Raw genomic sequence first — 15,009 nt, 5'->3', positions numbered from 1 at the left:
GACGCCATGAACGAAGAGAAGGACATGGCCGACGCTCGCGCTCTCCTGGCCGATTACCGCGCCTCGATCGACAACATCGACGCGGCCCTCATCCACATGCTGGCCGAGCGCTTCCGCTGCACCAAGGCGGTCGGTGTGCTGAAGGCGACGCATGGCCTGCCCCCGGCCGACCCGGCACGCGAGCAGCAGCAGATCGCCCGGCTTCGCCAGCTGGCGAAGGATGCCCATCTCGACCCGGATTTCGCGGAAAAATTCCTCAACTTCGTCGTCCGCGAAGTGATCCGCCACCACGAACAGATCGCCGCTTCCAACGGCGTGATGAAAGCCGGCTGAGAAACCAGCCACCAACCGATCAACCAAATCAGCCTTTTTAGGAGAAAATAAATGCCCTTGAAGATCCGACTGGCCCGTGCGGGCTCGAAGAAGCGTCCTTACTACCACGTCGTCATTGCCGACGCCCGTTCGCCGCGTGACGGCCGGTTCATCGAGTCGATCGGCTCGTGGAACCCGCTGCTGCCCAAGGACGGCGAACGCGTCAAGGTCGACGCCGACCGCGTCAAGCATTGGCTGGCGCATGGCGCCCAGCCGACCGACCGCGTGCTGCGTTTCCTCGACGAGGCCGGCCTCGTCAAGCGCGACGCCCGTTCCAACCCGAAGAAGGCCGAGCCGGGCAAGAAGGCGCAGGAACGTGCTTCGCTCTTGAAGAAGGCGCAGGAAGACGCTGCTGCCGCGGCTGCGGCCGCCGCAGCAGCACCGGCCGAGGCGGAAGCCGCCACCGCCGAATAAGTATTGCCCTATCGCATCCAGGAAAACGGCGGGCCAAGGCCCGCCGTTTTGCTGTCCAGTTCTGTCTGTAAGAGCTGCCGATCAATAACCGCTCGGGCAGCGGTCGATGTAGACGCGGCCCCGCCGATCGCGATAGCGGCATTCGCCGCTCTCGCTTGCCCGGCCGATCAGTGCACCGGCAACAGCACCGACAGCGCCACCGACGACGGCGCCTTCAACCGGATCGCCGGCGACCGCCGCACCGACGGCAGCGCCACCGAGGCCGCCTACGGCCGCGCCTTTTTCCGTTTGCGAACAAGCGGCAAGCGGCACCAGCAGCGCCATCAAAAGCATCGTTTTCTTCATCGTCGTTCCTCTCCGATAGGAGCCGCCTCCGCCGCCAAGCGAATCTCTAACTCGCAACTCGGCGATTCGATCCCTAAGACATTGCCCGGCAAAGGGTTCCAGGCTTCGAGTTGAAAGCGATGCTTCGATCGGATCTATCGGCTGAACGGGATCAGCGCGCGGACCCTGGCATCGCGCAGATACAGGCCACCCCACAGGATAATGCCGAGATAGACGCCGAACAGCATGTGCGAGAACAGCGGGTTGTCGACGCGGACATTGGTGGCGATTGCGCCGCCCATATACGCGGTGAGCAGGATGGCGCCGAGCACCGCGGTGCGCGGCAAGGCGTAGAGCGCGGTCGAGATGACGCCAAGCATGCGCGCGACATTGGCATCGGCCGGCCAGCCGAGCGGCACCATCGTCTGGGTGACGACATCGAGCGGCGGCAGCTTGATGACGCCGTCGAAGATCATGAACAGCACGATGACGCCGCTGAGCACGCGGCCGGTCCACAAAGCGCCCGGCGAGACGGGCGCGGTTTCGGAAATGCTCATGGTGGTCCCTCCTGATGGTCGAGCCCTTTCGCAGGGGTCGACCCAAGGACGTGGCATGGGGCCGCGATCCGACAGCGGGGCGGATTCTTTTAAACCCGCGCGCCTTCGCCTACGAAAAATAGAACTTTTCCGCCGGGATCATCTTCGGCGGCGTTTCGCCCAGCGCCTCGAACACCGAGATCTCGCAGACGCGGCAGAGACCGTCGAGGGCGAGGTCGTTGGCCTCGGTGCCGAACGGATCCTCGAGCTCTTCCGAAAGCGCGTCGAGGCCGAAGAAGGTGTAGGCGATCAGCGCCGTGAACAGCGGCGTCGCCCAACCGGTGGTCGAGATCAGGCCGATCGGCAGCAGCAGGCAGACGATATAGGCCGTGCGATGCACCAGCAACGTGTAGGCGAAAGGTAACGGCGTACCGGCGATCCGCTCGCAGCCGGCCTGGATGGCCGCGATCGACGCGAGCCTCTCATCGAGGATACGAAAGCCGATCGAGTCGACGTCGCCCGCCCGGCGCTGCGCATTGGCACGCCGGCCCATGCGCCTGACCATCTCATCCGCCGGATTGGAAAAGGCTGCTGCCTTGTCCGCCTCGGCGTCGATGAAGGCGCGGGCATCCTTCATGCTGTCGATCTTGCGCAACTGCCCGCGCAGGAAATGACAGAAGGCGAGCGCTTCCATCAGCAAGGCGCGCTGTTCGGTCTGGTCCGGGATGAGGCTGGTGGTGGCGCGTGCCAGGTTGCGCATTTCGAAGACCAGCGCGCCCCACAGCTTGCGCGCCTCCCACCAACGGTCGTAGGCGGCGTTGTTGCGGAACGAGAGATAGATCGACAATGTCACGCCGACCAGGCCGAAAGGCGTGATGTTGAAGACGCTGAAATCAAGCTGGAACCGGCGCGCCACGGCCAGGATGATCGCGGAATAAAGCGCGAAGCCCAATATCTGCGGCAGGATACGTGGCACGACCGAACCGCGCATGATGAAGAACAGCTGTAGGAATGTGGGGCGCGGGCGAACGATCATCGAAGGCCTTTCACGGACCGCCATCGGCCCTCACCTCCTTTATTGTGCGATGCGACAGCTCTGCAAGCCCAGCCACCAGCGACACCGCCATGTCGTCCTTGCAGCGCCTGGACTATCGGCACGCGCCGGTCGCGGATATTGAAGAGCACATGGGCTGCGGCCCATTTCTGCAAGCGAGAGAAACCGAATGACCGGCGAGACCGATCTGAAGACACTGCTGGCATCGATGACGCCGGAACTGCTCGCCGGCACCTATGTCTTCGCCATGCTGGCGCCCGGCGTCGTTCAGCCGGAAGGCCTCGAGCCGGTGATGATCTTTCGTGAGCGCGAGGGCGTGACACTGATCGTAACCGAGGAGAAGGCCATCGCTGCGGCACTGACCGCGTCATTCCGCTGCCGGATGGTCACGCTGAACATCCATTCGTCGCTGGAAGCCGTCGGCTTTCTCGCCGCCATCACCACGCGCCTCGCCGCCGCCGGCATGGGCGTGAACCCGGTTTCGGCCTTCTACCACGACCATCTGTTCGTGCCGGTCGACCGGGCGGAGGAAGCGCTGGGGCTGTTGAACCAGCTGGCCAGGGAGAACAGAGCGTAGCGCATCGGCCAGAGCTGCCGATCTCCCCCTCGTGGGGAGATCGGCATCCATCAATGCCTTCGCTAACCTTCAGCACCCGGCCGAAGGCCGAGCCCGCGACTGCGGGCCGCCGGTCGTCCGGCGCCCCCGCGGAGCGCCCGCCGCGGCAGCGGCGATACGGCCCGTGAGCGAAAACTAAGCCGCCTTCTTCTTCGGCTGGATCAGGCCGCGCTCGACCAGCAACTCGGCGATCTGCACTGCGTTGAGCGCCGCGCCCTTGCGCAGATTGTCGGAGACGATCCACATCGACAGGCCGTTGTCGATGGTCGAATCCTCGCGGATGCGCGAGATGAAGGTGGCGTCTTCGCCGGCCGATTCCAGCGGCGTGATGTAGCCGCCGTCCTCGCGCTTGTCCAAGACCTGACAGCCCGGCGCCTCGCGCAGGATATCGCGCGCCTCGTCGGCGGTGATCGGCTTTTCGAACTCGATGTTGACCGCTTCCGAATGGCCGATGAACACCGGCACGCGCACGCAGGTCGCCGTCAGCTTGATCTTGGGGTCGAGCATCTTCTTGGTCTCGGCGACCATCTTCCACTCTTCCTTAGTGGAGCCGTCATCAAGGAAGACATCGATGTGCGGGATGACGTTGAAGGCGATGCGCTTGGTGAACTTCTTGACCTCGACGCCATCGGCGACGAAGACCGCGCGGGTCTGGGTAAAGAGTTCGTCCATACCTTCCTTGCCGGCGCCCGACACCGACTGGTAGGTGGCGACAACGACACGCTTGATGGTGGCGAAGTCATGCAGCGGCTTCAATGCCACTACCAGCTGCGCCGTCGAGCAATTCGGATTGGCGATGATGTTCTTGCGCGTGAACAGCGAGATCGCGTCCGGGTTCACTTCCGGCACGATCAACGGCACGTCCTGATCGTAGCGGAAGGCCGACGAATTATCGATGACGACGCAGCCCTGCTTGCCGATCTTCGGCGACCATTCCTTGGAGACGCTGCCGCCAGCCGACATGATGCAGATGTCGGTGTCGGAAAAATCATACTGGTCGAGCGTCTTCACCTTCAGCGTGCGGTCGCCGAACGACACTTCCGTGCCCTGGCTGCGCCGCGACGCCAGCGCCACGACTTCGCTTACCGGAAAGCCGCGCTCTTCCAGTATGTTGAGCATTTCCCGGCCCACATTGCCCGTTGCGCCGACGATCGCTACCTTGAAACTCATCGAAAAATCTCCTGTCCCTCTCCGCTTGGTTTTTGGAGAAACCCGCTGGCCGATGCGGGTTCCGTCCCCCGGGCCGAACCCGGGAGAGGGTGGTTAGGCCAAGGGAGTCACACCGTTTTGGTGGTGGTTTTGGTAGTTTTTTTGGCCAAGAATGGGGTTTTGCTGGAACGAGGGGACGCGCCGACGCGCCCGGCCCAATGATGTGCATTGAGGCTGGGGGCATCGAATGCAAGAAGAGCCATCAAAAGGCCGCGCATCGAAAAAACGATCCCGTTCAAAGCGGGCTTTTACGCGGTTTGCGTCAAGAGTCAATTGCGATGAGCGTCCTGTTGCCCTGTACAATCGCGGCGGCACGAAGTACGAACGGCATGACCATCCGGCTCATGGAGCGTCCCGACGCCCGCCGAAGACAGGCCCATTGCTGGGCATATAAGAATCCGAATTCCGAAAGAGTAAGATGTCCAACTTCGATGCACTCGTTCCCGCGCTGGCAAGGGCGCTGGAAAAACGCGGCTATTCCGAGCTGACGCCCGTCCAGAAGGCGGTTGTGGCGCCGGAACTCGGCGAGGCCGATGCGCTGGTTTCGGCGCAGACAGGCTCCGGCAAGACGGTGGCCTTCGGCCTCGCTCTGGCGCCGACCCTGCTTGAGGGCGCGGAGCGCTTTGGCCACGCCGCCGCACCGCTGGCGCTGGCGGTGGCGCCGACGCGCGAACTCGCCTTGCAGGTGACGCGCGAGCTGGAATGGCTCTACGAACTGACCGGCGCCACCGTGGCGTCCTGCGTCGGCGGCATGGACATGCGCTCGGAGCGGCGTGTGCTGGAGCGCGGCGCCCATATCGTCGTCGGCACGCCCGGCCGGCTGCGCGACCACATCACCCGGCGCTCGCTCGACATGTCGGCGCTGAAGGCGGTGGTGCTCGACGAGGCCGACGAGATGCTCGATCTGGGCTTTCGCGAAGACCTCGAATTCATCCTCGACGCCGCTCCTGCCGAACGCCGGACGCTGATGTTCTCGGCCACGGTGCCGCGCTCGATCGCCACGCTCGCGCAGGGCTATCAGCGCGATGCGGTGCGCATCTCGGCCGCCGGCGAGGAGAAGCAGCATCTCGACATCGAATACCGGGCGCTGAGCGTCGCCCAGCCCGACCGGGAAAACGCCATCATCAACGTTCTGCGCTATTACGAAGCTAAGAACGCGCTGGTGTTCTGCAACACGCGTGCCGCCGTCAATCATCTGACCGCGCGCTTCAACAACCGCAACTTCTCCGTCGTCGCCCTCTCCGGCGAGCTCAGCCAGAACGAGCGCAGCCATGCGCTGCAGGCAATGCGCGACGGCCGCGCAAAAGTCTGCATCGCCACCGATGTCGCGGCGCGCGGCATCGACCTGCCCAACCTCGAACTGGTCATCCACGCCGACCTGCCGACCAACCCGGAAACGCTGCTGCACCGCAGCGGCCGCACCGGCCGCGCCGGGCGCAAGGGCGTCAGCGCGCTGATCGTGCCCAACAGTGCCCGCAAGCGCACCGAGCGGCTGTTGCAGAACGCCGGCCTCAAGGCGACATGGGCGAGCCCGCCCTCGGCCGACGACGTGATGCGGCGCGACGACGAGCGCATCCTGGCCGATCCGGTTTTCGACGAGCCGGTGAAGGACGACGAACGCGGTTTCATCGACGCGCTGCTCGCAAGACATGGCGCCGAGCAAGTGGCTGCCGCCTTCGTGCGCCAGTGCCGCGCCAGCCGCTCGGCCCCCGAGGACCTCATGGAGATCGCGCCCTTCACGCCGTCGCGTGAAAGACCGGCAGGCGAAGGTTTCGCGCGCCGCGACGAGGCGCCCAGCCGTCGCGACGATTTCGGTGACAGCGTCTGGTTCTCGTTGTCGATCGGGCGCCGGCAGAATGCCGAGCCGCGCTGGCTCATCCCGATGCTGTGCCGCACCGGCAGCATCTCGAAGCGCGAGATCGGCGCCATCAAGATGCAGCCGGAAGAGACCTACGTGCAGATATCAGCCGACTGGGCCGACCGCTTCCTGGCCGCGATCGGTCCCGATCGCAAGCTGCAAGGCAACATCCTGGTGAAGCGGCTCGAGGGCACGCCCGATCTGTCGCGCGCCGGCTACCAGCCGCCAAGCCCCGACAAGAAACCGCATCGCGGCAAGGCGCCATTCGACCCCAACGCGCCGAAGCGCAAATTCGAAAAACGTGCACCGGCAGCAGTCGATCAGCGCCCGGCCACCGCGCATGAGGCAAAGCCATGGGCGAAGAAGCCGGGCAAGCCGAAATTCGACACCACCGGCGCGCCCAAGCACAAGAAAGCGAAGAAGCGGCCCACCTAGAGCATTTCACCGTTTCACGGAAACGGCGATCTGCTCTAACTCTTTGTTTTGACGCAATTCTAGACGGAAAACCGCGTCACACCTTTCCTAGAATTGCTCTAGGACTTCGGCCGGAGGGACGCGCTTGCCTGCAGGCCAGCCTTGATGGCAGCCCAGCTGGCCGATGCCGGCGTCGGGCGATGCTGCTTTGCGATGCGTTCCGTCAGCGATGAGCGCCAGTCCGGGTCTTCCGCCATCCTGCGGATCGCAGCGTACCAGCCGGCCTGGTCATTGGAATCGATCGCCGGCATCAGCCCGCCGCTCGCCTCGATCAGCGACGGCGCGGTCGAGACGATGACGGGAACGCCGAAATCGAGACATTCCGAGGCGCCATAGCCCCAGCCCTCGATATGCGAGGGAAAGACGCCGAAGGAAGCGCTGCGATAATATCGGATGAGTTCCTCATCGCTGATCGCTCCGGTGAACGTAACCCGCTCGAGCAGTCTCGGATGGGCCTTGAGATAGGCGCGCAGCGGATCGATCATCCAGCCCCAGCGCCCGGCGCAGACGAGCCTCGGCAGCTTGACGCCCTCGTCGAGCGCCTGCTGCCATATCCGTGCCAGCAGGATGTGGTTCTTGCGCACTTCGATGGTCGAACAATAGAGCACGAACGGCTCGTCGGCCTCGATGCGCGAAGTCTCGCCCATGCGCGAAGCCGTCTCGTACAGGATGGAAGGCATCGGAAACCGGTATACCACCGGCTGCGTGACGCCTGCCTGTTGCATATGATCGGTCAGCGTCGCACCAACTTCGTCGGATGCACAAAATGCCGGCGCGCCGGAACGCACGAGGTGCTCGAGATATGACCCGTAGCGAGCCTCGCCAGGGCTCATACCAACCATGTCGGGGCGCAGTGTCGGGATGAGGTCGTGGCAAAGAAACGCGAGGCCACCGGCGCGCCCGGAGACGGCGGCTCGGTCGTCCCCGGTCAGAATGTGATGGCTGATCAAGACAAAGCCGCGTTCAGTCTCGTCCGGTTGGCTTGGAGCCTGACGCGGGGCCGACCGGATCCGCGCCCGCTGGTACAGACGATAGGCCCGGATCAGCAGCCTCGTCGCCTGATAGGCAATCCCTTTGCGGCCATGGGTCATCGTCTTTGCGAGATGGCGGTCGGCGTCGCGCTTGCCCCATGGCTGCTGCCTCACCGCTTCGAGGGCCTGCGACATCGCCGTGCGTCTCCCAGGCCATCGTTTGAGGCGCCAGGGTGAAATCTCGCCCGTCGCGACATGGTCCTGCTCGAAAGGAGCGAGGGGGCGAAACCGGCCTTCCCACGGTCGGAACGCCACCACCTCCACGCAAGGGTCGGGATCGGCCAGGGCTGCGCTGACGAGAAAGCTTTCCACCCGTGGGATGCCGACAAGTCCCTGGCCGGACGGCCAGAACGTCAGGCCGGTGGCGTCGATGGCCAGCCTGGGAGGTCTTCTTTCCCCTCCATCTTCATTTACGGTTTTACTGTCAGGACTCTCGACTGTCATGTCTGCTTCTGTCGAAGGCGGTTGCACTCGATGCCTTATGCTTCATTTGCCGCGAAGAGGGTAGCCATGCTGGCCGTCTTGCCCATCGGCACGGCCCTGTGCCACCTTCGGCTAGGACGTGGCGAGCGGGGGTGGCAAATGCGCGGCGAAGTGCTTCACTATGACGAGGTCCAGGGCTTCGGCTTCATCACCGGCGCCGACGGCAGCCAATACACCTTCACCCGAGAAAACCTGCGCCGTGAAACTGCCATGCGGAAGGGCGCGTCCGTCGAGTTTCAGGCGGGCGGCGGCCAGGCTCACGACGTCTTTTCGATTGCCGCCCAGACCGCTACTTCGGCCACTGACGCCGGCACGAACCCCGCACCGACTCAAGCCGGCAGCAAGGCCGCGGCAACCCCGCCCCCGGCACAGCATTTCGGCCGCTCCTCCGAGCCGGCCGAACCCAGCGATCTCTGGGGCTATTTCTGGCGCGGCGTGACGCAGAACTACTTCAATTTCGCCGGCCGCGCCCGCCGCAAGGAATATTGGGGCTACTGCCTGTTCTGGACGGTTTGCCTGCTGATCATCGGCGGCATCGGCCTGTACACCGATATGGATATGGGCGGTTTCGACAGTGATATTTCGGGCGCGATAACGGTCGGGCTGTGCGGCACGTTCCTGCTGGCGACACTGCTCCCTAGCCTCGGCATGATCGTGCGCCGGCTCCACGACATCGGCCTGTCAGGCTGGCTCAGCCTGCTGATCCTGATCCCGACCATCGGCAGCCTGATCATCCTGGTCTTCGCGCTGATCCCGACGCAGGCCCGGGAAAACCAGTGGGGGCCGGTGCCGGCGGGTGTCAGGATTTAGCCGCCACGTGTATTGCAATCACAAACAACCCTGGGTAGTATTTGCGCAACGCGGGGGAGAAACATGCGTGGCACGATATTCCACTACGATCAGGATCAGGACTACGGCTACATCGACGGAATCGACAGCAAGCGTTATATCTTTGCCCGTGACGATGTGAGCCATGAAGTGACCCTCGCCAGGGGCACCCTTGTCGAGTTTCAACCGGATGACGGTACGGCGCACGATATAGTCGCCGTCACCCCGACAGCGCCATCGCCAAGCACGGGCCAGCCACGCCGTTCGGCCGAGAGCAGGCCCGCCTATTCCATGGGTCTGTGGGCTTACTTCTGGCGCGCGATAATTGCGGACTATAGCAATTTCAAAGGTCGCGCCCGCCGCAAGGAATTCTGGGCCTTCTGGCTATTCTACACCCTCGGGATATTGGCGCTTCTAGGCTTCGGAATACTCGTTGACCTAGCGTTCAATGGCTTCAAAACCAATGCGGACAGGACGACGATGAGGGCCATAGGGCTCATACCCTTCCTGGTTTTCTTTTCGGGATTGATCCTGCCGTCGATTGCCCTCGTCGTGCGGCGTGTGCATGACGCGGGTCTGAGCGGCTGGTTTGCACTGCTGGGCTTCATCACTCCCATTGGCAGCATTGCCTTGCTGGTCTTCGGACTTCTGCCGTCCCAGGTGGGCGAAAATCCTTGGGGACCAGTGCCGGCAGGCGTCAGGATCTAGCCGCTTTTCAACGCCTCACCCGAAAGTCTGAGAAAGACCTTCTGGCCGTGGCGTTCGGCGCCAAGCCGGTCGTAGAAGCGCAGCGCGCCTTCGTTCCAGTCCTCGGTGGTCAGGTCGATGCGGCCGATGCCTTCGCGCAGGCAATGATCGGCGAGAAAGCCGATCATTGCTCGGCCGACGCCGGCGTTGCGGGCTTTGTCGCGCACGAACAAATCCTTGAGGAACAGCAGCCGCTCAAGATCGATGCCGGGATGCGCGATCGCCACCGACGCCAGGCCGCTGACCTCGCCCTCGACGAAGGCGAGCGCGAAATGCGGATAGGCCGGGCTTTCCTCGCCAAGCCATTTTCGTGCGGCAGACACGGCCCGGCCGGCATCGAGAGGTGGCTGCCGGTAGTGAACCGCCATCTCGCACAATATGGCCGCGAGCGCCGTCGCGTCCTCGATCGTCGCCCAGCGGACGTCGACCGTCACGATATCAGCCCAGGAATTTGGCGATGATCGCGTCGCCCATCTGAACCGTACCGACCTCGGTCATGCCATCGGACATGATGTCTTTCGTCCGCAGGCCCGCGTCGAGCACGGCGGCGATCGCGCCTTCGACGCGGTCGGCTTCATCGACCATGCCGAAGGAATAGCGCAGGCACATGGCGAAGGAAGCGATTATGGCGATCGGGTTGGCGATGCCCTTGCCGGCAATGTCGGGCGCCGAGCCGTGCACCGGTTCGTAGAGTGCCTTGCGCTTCTTGGTTTTCACATCAGGCGCGCCGAGCGAGGCCGACGGCAGCATGCCGATCGAGCCGGTCAGCATGGCGGCGATGTCGGACAGCATGTCGCCGAACAGATTGTCGGTGACAATGACGTCGAACTGTTTTGGCCAGCGCACCAGCTGCATGCCGCCGGCATCGGCCAGCATGTGGTCGAGCTTGACGTCGGAATAGCGTGCCTTGTGGGTCTGGGTGACGACCTCGTTCCACAACACGCCCGACTTCATCACATTGCGCTTTTCCATCGAGGTGACGTGGTTCTTGCGCGTGCGTGCCAGTTCGAAAGCGACGCCCGAAATGCGCTCGATCTCGAACGTGTCGTAGACCTGCGTGTCGATGCCGCGCTTCTGGCCGTTGCCGAGATCGATGATCTGCTTGGGCTCGCCGAAATAGACGCCGCCGGTCAGCTCGCGCACGATCAATATGTCGAGGCCTTCGACCACCTCCTGCTTGAGCGAGGAGGACGCCGCCAGCGCCGGGTAGCAGATGGCCGGGCGCAGATTGGCAAACAGCTCCATGTCCTTGCGCAGCCGCAGCAGGCCGGCCTCAGGGCGCACCTCGTAGGGCACCGCATCCCATTTCGGACCGCCGACGGCGCCGAACAGCACCGCGTCGGCCGCCATCGCCTTTTCCATGTCGGCATCGGAGATCGCCGCGCCATGCGCGTCATAGGCGCAGCCGCCGACCAGCCCCTCATCGGTGGCAAAACCGCTGCCGAGCTTGTCGTTCATGACCGCGATCAGTTTCTTGACCTCGGCCATGGCCTCGGGACCGATGCCGTCACCGGGGAGCAGGAAAAGATGCTTCGTTGCCATGGAGAAACCGTCCTGGAAAGATTTGAACCGCGGCCTTGCTAAACGCCAAGCCGGTTGTGCGCAAGGAGTAACGCAGCGATCAAGAACAACCTCGTTCGTTTGCGATCCTTCGCGCCCCCCTCTGCCCCGCCAGCCTCCCGCAAATTGCAGCGCCTTGCCTTCACCGATGCGAGAGAATGTTGACCAGCCTGCCGAACGGATCGCGGACATAGAAGCGGCGCACGCCCCACGGTTCGTCGGCCGGTCCGTATTCGATGGCGAAGCCCGCCGTCTTCATGGCGCCGAGCGCCGCATCGACATCATCGACCTCGATCGAAAGATCCGGCACCGGCGTTTCGGAGCCGCCTTGCGCCATGAAACTGACCTGGACATCCATCTTTGCTTGCGAGCCGTAGGTGGCGATCCAGCCAAGGTCCATAAGCACATCGAGGCCGAGGACATCCTGATAGAAACGCTTGGCCGCAGTGGCATCCGATGTCTCGATATTGGCAACGATGCGCCGGACTTTCATCGTCGGTCGCCTTTCAAGCCGTGCGCCGCAGCGCCGTTACCTCGATCTCGATCTTCATTTCCGGTTTGTTGAGCTGGCAGACGATCATCGTCGCCGCCGGCCTGATATCGCCGAACGTCTCGCCCAGAATCGGGAAGACGATGTCCACGAAGGCCTGGTCGGTGATGTAGTAATGCGCCCGCACCACGTCGGCCATGTCGAAACCGCCATCCTGCAGCGCCTTGGCAATCGTCGCCAGGCAATTGCGCGTCTGCGCCTCCACCGGCTCCGGCATCGTCATCGTCGCATAGTCGTAACCGGTCGTTCCGGAGACGAAACACCAGTCGCCCTGCACCACGGCGCGCGAATAGCCGGCGGTCTTTTCGAAGGGGGAACCGGTGGAGATGAGTTTTCGCATGGGGTTCTCGTGAGTTGTGGTGGGCCATTTTGCAGGGAAAGGGCAGATCTGACCATGGGTCAACGCAGAGCGACTGGCGCTGCAAAGGCATTTTTATGTCGGCGGGACAGCACCCCCCTCTGGCCTGCCGGCCATCTCCCCCGCAAGGAGGGAGATCGGATGTCTCGAATGCTTTCGCCAGTTACAAACGGTGCAGAGATAGGCAGAGCGGCCAAGCTGCCGATCTCCCCCCTTGCGGGGGAGATGCCCGGCAGGGCAGAGGGGGGTGTGAAGGATCGCGGCGAAACAGTTTTTGGTTCACCGCCGAAATGCCTAGTTCGCAGACCCCAGCGCCTTGTCCAACGCCGCCTTCACATCGGCCGGCCATGTCGCCACATCAGGCCACGCCTGCGGCTTGCCATTGTCGCCGCGGCGCGCAAAATAGAGCCTTTGCTTGGCCGGGTCGACCGCCATGAAGCCGTCATTGCCGCCGCAATCATGCGGCACGCAGCCGCTGGCGTAGAAGGCGCCCGAAGCGGTCTTTTCCGTGCCGCCGCCGACCAGCAGGCTGGTCGCCATATCGGGCATGTCCTTGCCCAGCAGCTTTTCGGCTTCCTTGTAGACAGCCTCATTGTGGAAAGCGTCGATGATGTTCTGGTACTTTTCCGGATCGATGTCTTTCCAGTCCGTGCCGGGTTCCGGCATGTAGGTCAGATTGCCCGAAATCGTCAGCCCATCGGTCGGCGACCATTGCAAAGCCGGTTTCTCATCCCCCGGCAACAGATACGGCACGAAATAGATGGCATTGTCGGACACCGCCGAGGGCGGGGCGCCGCACTGGTCCTGCTCGACCATTGTGCTCTGGATCGTGCCACCTTCCGGTTTCCAGACGATCACCGTCGCCGGCCCGCATTGGTTGCCGCCGTCGCCGACATCGAACAGCGCCACCTTGACGCCGCCGACTTCCACGATCCTGTCAAAGAAGACGTCATAGTTGGTGGCCAGCTGCTGGCCGTCATAGGCAAGCACCTTCTCGCCATACTGTTCCTTCTGGGTGATGGTCAGCGTGCCGCCTTCGAAAGGGACGGGCGCCTGCTTGTCGTCATCGGCAGCGTCGGCGGCGTTCGTCCCCTGATCGGCGGACGGCTGGTCCGTCGCCGGGGCCGGCTGGTTGGCGGGTGCCTGTGTCTGCGCAAACGCGCTCACGGTTTGCCCCAGCAACAAGGCCAGCCCGCAAACGCCGGCAAGAAGCAAACGTGTCATGACTGTCCCTCCACTCAGTCGCAACGAACCCGGCGCAACGAAGGCCTGAAAAGCGGCCGGGCCTCCGCCTGGAGTGTGTACCGCTCAGGCCCAGGGGCGCTGTTCGGCGTTGCGCTTCTCGAACGAGGCGATGGCGCCGGCCTTCTCCATGGTCAGGCCGATGTCGTCGAGCCCGTTGAGCAGGCAGTGCCGCTTGAAATCGTCAAGGTCGAAGGTGACGACACCGCCGTCGGGACCACGGATTTCCTTGGATTCGAGGTCGACCGACACGGTGGCATTGGAGCCGCGCGAGGCGTCGTCCATCAGCTTCTCGAGATCCTCGGGGCTGACGGTGATCGGCAGGATGCCATTCTTGAAGCAGTTGTTGTAGAAAATGTCGGCGAACGAGGTCGAGATGACGCAGCGAATGCCGAAGTCGAGCAGCGCCCACGGTGCGTGCTCGCGGCTGGAACCGCAGCCGAAATTGTCGCCGGCAACCAGGATCTGCGCCTTGCGGTAGGCCGGCTTGTTGAGCACGAAATCCGGGTTTTCCGAGCCGTCATCCTTGTAGCGCATTTCGGCGAACAGGCCGGTGCCGAGCCCGGTGCGCTTGATCGTCTTGAGGTAATCCTTCGGGATGATCATGTCGGTGTCGACATTGACGATCGGCATCGGAGCGGCGACGCCGGTGAGCTTGGTGAACTTTTCCATGGCTTTTGCCCGTGTTTTCGTTGCGGGGGGATTGCTGAGGCACGGTTTACACAAAGCCGGCGGCAAATAAAAGGCAACTGTTCGTGCACGGTGGCACAAGCCAGCCCGATGGTGCAGTCTGGCGGACATGGCAGAAAACGCACACGTCCTCTATAACAGCGAAGCCGCGCTCGACATCGCCGAATTCCGTCGCGTGCTGGTCGAATCCGGCCTCGGCGAGACACGGCCGGTCGATGATGAAGCACGGCTGCGGGCGATGCTGTCGGGCGCCAACCTGGTACTGACCGCGCGCCTCGACGTCGAGGGCAAGCCGCTGATCGGCGTTATCAGGGCGATCACCGACTTCTCCTGGGTCTGCTACATCTCCGAACTCGCCGTTTCCCAATCCGCGCAGGGGCTCGGCATAGGCAAGGGCCTGATGGACGAGGCGCGCCGGCAGCTTGGATCGTCGGTCGCCATCAGCCTGATCTCCATGCCCGACGCCGTCGGCTTCTACGAACGTATCGGCATGAAGCGCATGGCCGACGCCTTCTGGTTCGACCGCAAGGGCTGACGTGCGGTCACCTGACTTGCAACGGCTAGCGGGACAGCACCCCCCTTGTATCTACACGAGAGAGATTTCGTGGGATTAGAGCGATTGAGCCAAGGTCCGGGCGGCCGCCCGGACCTTGGCTTGGCGAA

At 63.5% G+C, this 15,009-nt stretch carries 18 protein-coding genes; 7 read left to right on the top strand and 11 right to left on the bottom strand.

Features of this window, described 5'->3' with window-relative positions; translation table 11 throughout:
• Positions 1–6: 6 nt before the first annotated feature.
• Complete coding sequence (locus NKH06_RS26065; RefSeq protein ID WP_023811329.1) at positions 7–333, top strand: chorismate mutase; 327 nt, start codon at positions 7–9, stop codon at positions 331–333.
• A 51-nt stretch (positions 334–384) separates the two neighbouring features.
• Positions 385–786 (top strand): 30S ribosomal protein S16, encoded by a 402-nt coding sequence (rpsP, locus tag NKH06_RS26060; protein ID WP_023811330.1) that lies wholly within the window; start codon positions 385–387, stop codon positions 784–786.
• An 81-nt stretch (positions 787–867) separates the two neighbouring features.
• On the opposite strand, the gene NKH06_RS26055 is transcribed toward rpsP, so the two are convergent.
• From NKH06_RS26055 to NKH06_RS26045, 3 genes are all read right to left on the bottom strand, one after another.
• Positions 868–1,131 (bottom strand): YMGG-like glycine zipper-containing protein, encoded by a 264-nt coding sequence (locus NKH06_RS26055; protein ID WP_023811331.1) that lies wholly within the window; start codon positions 1,129–1,131, stop codon positions 868–870.
• 134 nt (positions 1,132–1,265) lie between these two features.
• Positions 1,266–1,667: a DoxX family protein gene (locus tag NKH06_RS26050; protein WP_023811332.1), complete on the bottom strand. Its 402-nt coding sequence runs from the start codon at positions 1,665–1,667 to the stop codon at positions 1,266–1,268.
• 109 nt (positions 1,668–1,776) lie between these two features.
• Positions 1,777–2,706: a bestrophin family protein gene (locus NKH06_RS26045; RefSeq protein WP_245273215.1), complete on the bottom strand. Its 930-nt coding sequence runs from the start codon at positions 2,704–2,706 to the stop codon at positions 1,777–1,779.
• A gap of 163 nt (positions 2,707–2,869) precedes the next feature.
• Between NKH06_RS26045 and NKH06_RS26040 the strand changes: the two genes are divergently transcribed.
• Positions 2,870–3,277 carry an ACT domain-containing protein gene (locus NKH06_RS26040; protein ID WP_352555601.1) on the top strand — a complete coding sequence of 136 codons (408 nt, stop codon included), beginning with the start codon at positions 2,870–2,872 and terminating at the stop codon, positions 3,275–3,277.
• 174 nt (positions 3,278–3,451) lie between these two features.
• On the opposite strand, the gene NKH06_RS26035 is transcribed toward NKH06_RS26040, so the two are convergent.
• The gene (locus NKH06_RS26035) at positions 3,452–4,486 is read right to left on the bottom strand and encodes an aspartate-semialdehyde dehydrogenase (protein WP_023814446.1); all 1,035 of its coding nucleotides are present in this window, start codon (positions 4,484–4,486) and stop codon (positions 3,452–3,454) included.
• A gap of 457 nt (positions 4,487–4,943) precedes the next feature.
• Here NKH06_RS26035 and NKH06_RS26030 point away from each other — a divergent pair, with 457 nt between their 5' ends.
• On the top strand, positions 4,944–6,818 hold the full coding sequence (locus tag NKH06_RS26030; protein WP_023814445.1) for a DEAD/DEAH box helicase: 1,875 nt from the start codon (positions 4,944–4,946) through the stop codon (positions 6,816–6,818).
• Positions 6,819–6,916: 98 nt separating this feature from the next.
• Here the strand turns inward: NKH06_RS26030 and NKH06_RS26025 are convergent, their stop codons facing one another.
• Positions 6,917–8,332, bottom strand: a complete 1,416-nt coding sequence (locus tag NKH06_RS26025) for a glycosyltransferase (protein ID WP_031214053.1) — start codon at positions 8,330–8,332, stop codon at positions 6,917–6,919.
• A 138-nt stretch (positions 8,333–8,470) separates the two neighbouring features.
• Between NKH06_RS26025 and NKH06_RS26020 the strand changes: the two genes are divergently transcribed.
• Positions 8,471–9,181, top strand: coding sequence for a DUF805 domain-containing protein (locus tag NKH06_RS26020; protein WP_023814443.1), 711 nt, complete (start codon positions 8,471–8,473; stop codon positions 9,179–9,181).
• Between the two features lie 63 nt (positions 9,182–9,244).
• Positions 9,245–9,907, top strand: a complete 663-nt coding sequence (locus tag NKH06_RS26015; RefSeq protein WP_023814442.1) for a DUF805 domain-containing protein — start codon at positions 9,245–9,247, stop codon at positions 9,905–9,907.
• On the opposite strand, the gene NKH06_RS26010 is transcribed toward NKH06_RS26015, so the two are convergent.
• The 6 genes from NKH06_RS26010 to leuD all read right to left on the bottom strand — a co-directional run bounded on the left by NKH06_RS26010 (position 9,904) and on the right by leuD (position 14,328).
• Entirely contained in the window at positions 9,904–10,380 is a 477-nt protein-coding gene (locus tag NKH06_RS26010; protein ID WP_352759343.1) for a GNAT family N-acetyltransferase, read from the bottom strand. The two genes, NKH06_RS26015 and NKH06_RS26010, sit on opposite strands and share 4 nt — an antisense overlap.
• 4 nt (positions 10,381–10,384) lie before the next feature.
• The gene (gene leuB, locus NKH06_RS26005) at positions 10,385–11,488 is read right to left on the bottom strand and encodes a 3-isopropylmalate dehydrogenase (RefSeq protein ID WP_352894563.1); all 1,104 of its coding nucleotides are present in this window, start codon (positions 11,486–11,488) and stop codon (positions 10,385–10,387) included.
• A 160-nt stretch (positions 11,489–11,648) separates the two neighbouring features.
• Positions 11,649–11,999: a VOC family protein gene (locus tag NKH06_RS26000; RefSeq protein WP_352555955.1), complete on the bottom strand. Its 351-nt coding sequence runs from the start codon at positions 11,997–11,999 to the stop codon at positions 11,649–11,651.
• A gap of 13 nt (positions 12,000–12,012) precedes the next feature.
• A complete protein-coding gene (locus NKH06_RS25995; protein ID WP_352723110.1) occupies positions 12,013–12,396 on the bottom strand; it encodes a RidA family protein in 384 nt (127 codons plus the stop codon).
• 312 nt (positions 12,397–12,708) lie between these two features.
• Positions 12,709–13,638 (bottom strand): Ivy family c-type lysozyme inhibitor, encoded by a 930-nt coding sequence (locus tag NKH06_RS25990; protein ID WP_352612521.1) that lies wholly within the window; start codon positions 13,636–13,638, stop codon positions 12,709–12,711.
• Between the two features lie 84 nt (positions 13,639–13,722).
• A complete protein-coding gene (leuD, locus tag NKH06_RS25985; protein WP_127329306.1) occupies positions 13,723–14,328 on the bottom strand; it encodes a 3-isopropylmalate dehydratase small subunit in 606 nt (201 codons plus the stop codon).
• 127 nt (positions 14,329–14,455) lie between these two features.
• Between leuD and NKH06_RS25980 the strand changes: the two genes are divergently transcribed.
• Entirely contained in the window at positions 14,456–14,881 is a 426-nt protein-coding gene (locus tag NKH06_RS25980; RefSeq protein ID WP_352868508.1) for a GNAT family N-acetyltransferase, read from the top strand.
• Positions 14,882–15,009 lie beyond the last annotated feature (128 nt).

This window comes from Mesorhizobium sp. M1342, assembly GCF_040317955.1.
Classification (GTDB): Bacteria; Pseudomonadota; Alphaproteobacteria; order Rhizobiales; family Rhizobiaceae; genus Mesorhizobium.
Note: the sequence above shows the minus strand (reverse complement) of the source record. Positions and strands in the feature narration are given on the sequence as shown.

Coding starts and splice junctions, on each gene's coding strand:
- NKH06_RS26000 (WP_352555955.1), bottom strand. CDS start 11,999: ATGAAAGTCCGGCGCATCGTTGCCAATATCGAGACATCGGATGCCACT.
- NKH06_RS26055 (WP_023811331.1), bottom strand. CDS start 1,131: ATGAAGAAAACGATGCTTTTGATGGCGCTGCTGGTGCCGCTTGCCGCT.
- NKH06_RS26030 (WP_023814445.1), top strand. CDS start 4,944: ATGTCCAACTTCGATGCACTCGTTCCCGCGCTGGCAAGGGCGCTGGAA.
- NKH06_RS26020 (WP_023814443.1), top strand. CDS start 8,471: ATGCGCGGCGAAGTGCTTCACTATGACGAGGTCCAGGGCTTCGGCTTC.
- NKH06_RS26040 (WP_352555601.1), top strand. CDS start 2,870: ATGACCGGCGAGACCGATCTGAAGACACTGCTGGCATCGATGACGCCG.
- NKH06_RS25980 (WP_352868508.1), top strand. CDS start 14,456: ATGGCAGAAAACGCACACGTCCTCTATAACAGCGAAGCCGCGCTCGAC.
- NKH06_RS25990 (WP_352612521.1), bottom strand. CDS start 13,638: ATGACACGTTTGCTTCTTGCCGGCGTTTGCGGGCTGGCCTTGTTGCTG.
- NKH06_RS26045 (WP_245273215.1), bottom strand. CDS start 2,706: ATGGCGGTCCGTGAAAGGCCTTCGATGATCGTTCGCCCGCGCCCCACA.
- NKH06_RS26035 (WP_023814446.1), bottom strand. CDS start 4,486: ATGAGTTTCAAGGTAGCGATCGTCGGCGCAACGGGCAATGTGGGCCGG.
- NKH06_RS26050 (WP_023811332.1), bottom strand. CDS start 1,667: ATGAGCATTTCCGAAACCGCGCCCGTCTCGCCGGGCGCTTTGTGGACC.
- leuB (WP_352894563.1), bottom strand. CDS start 11,488: ATGGCAACGAAGCATCTTTTCCTGCTCCCCGGTGACGGCATCGGTCCC.
- NKH06_RS26065 (WP_023811329.1), top strand. CDS start 7: ATGAACGAAGAGAAGGACATGGCCGACGCTCGCGCTCTCCTGGCCGAT.
- NKH06_RS26015 (WP_023814442.1), top strand. CDS start 9,245: ATGCGTGGCACGATATTCCACTACGATCAGGATCAGGACTACGGCTAC.
- rpsP (WP_023811330.1), top strand. CDS start 385: ATGCCCTTGAAGATCCGACTGGCCCGTGCGGGCTCGAAGAAGCGTCCT.
- NKH06_RS25995 (WP_352723110.1), bottom strand. CDS start 12,396: ATGCGAAAACTCATCTCCACCGGTTCCCCCTTCGAAAAGACCGCCGGC.
- leuD (WP_127329306.1), bottom strand. CDS start 14,328: ATGGAAAAGTTCACCAAGCTCACCGGCGTCGCCGCTCCGATGCCGATC.
- NKH06_RS26025 (WP_031214053.1), bottom strand. CDS start 8,332: ATGACAGTCGAGAGTCCTGACAGTAAAACCGTAAATGAAGATGGAGGG.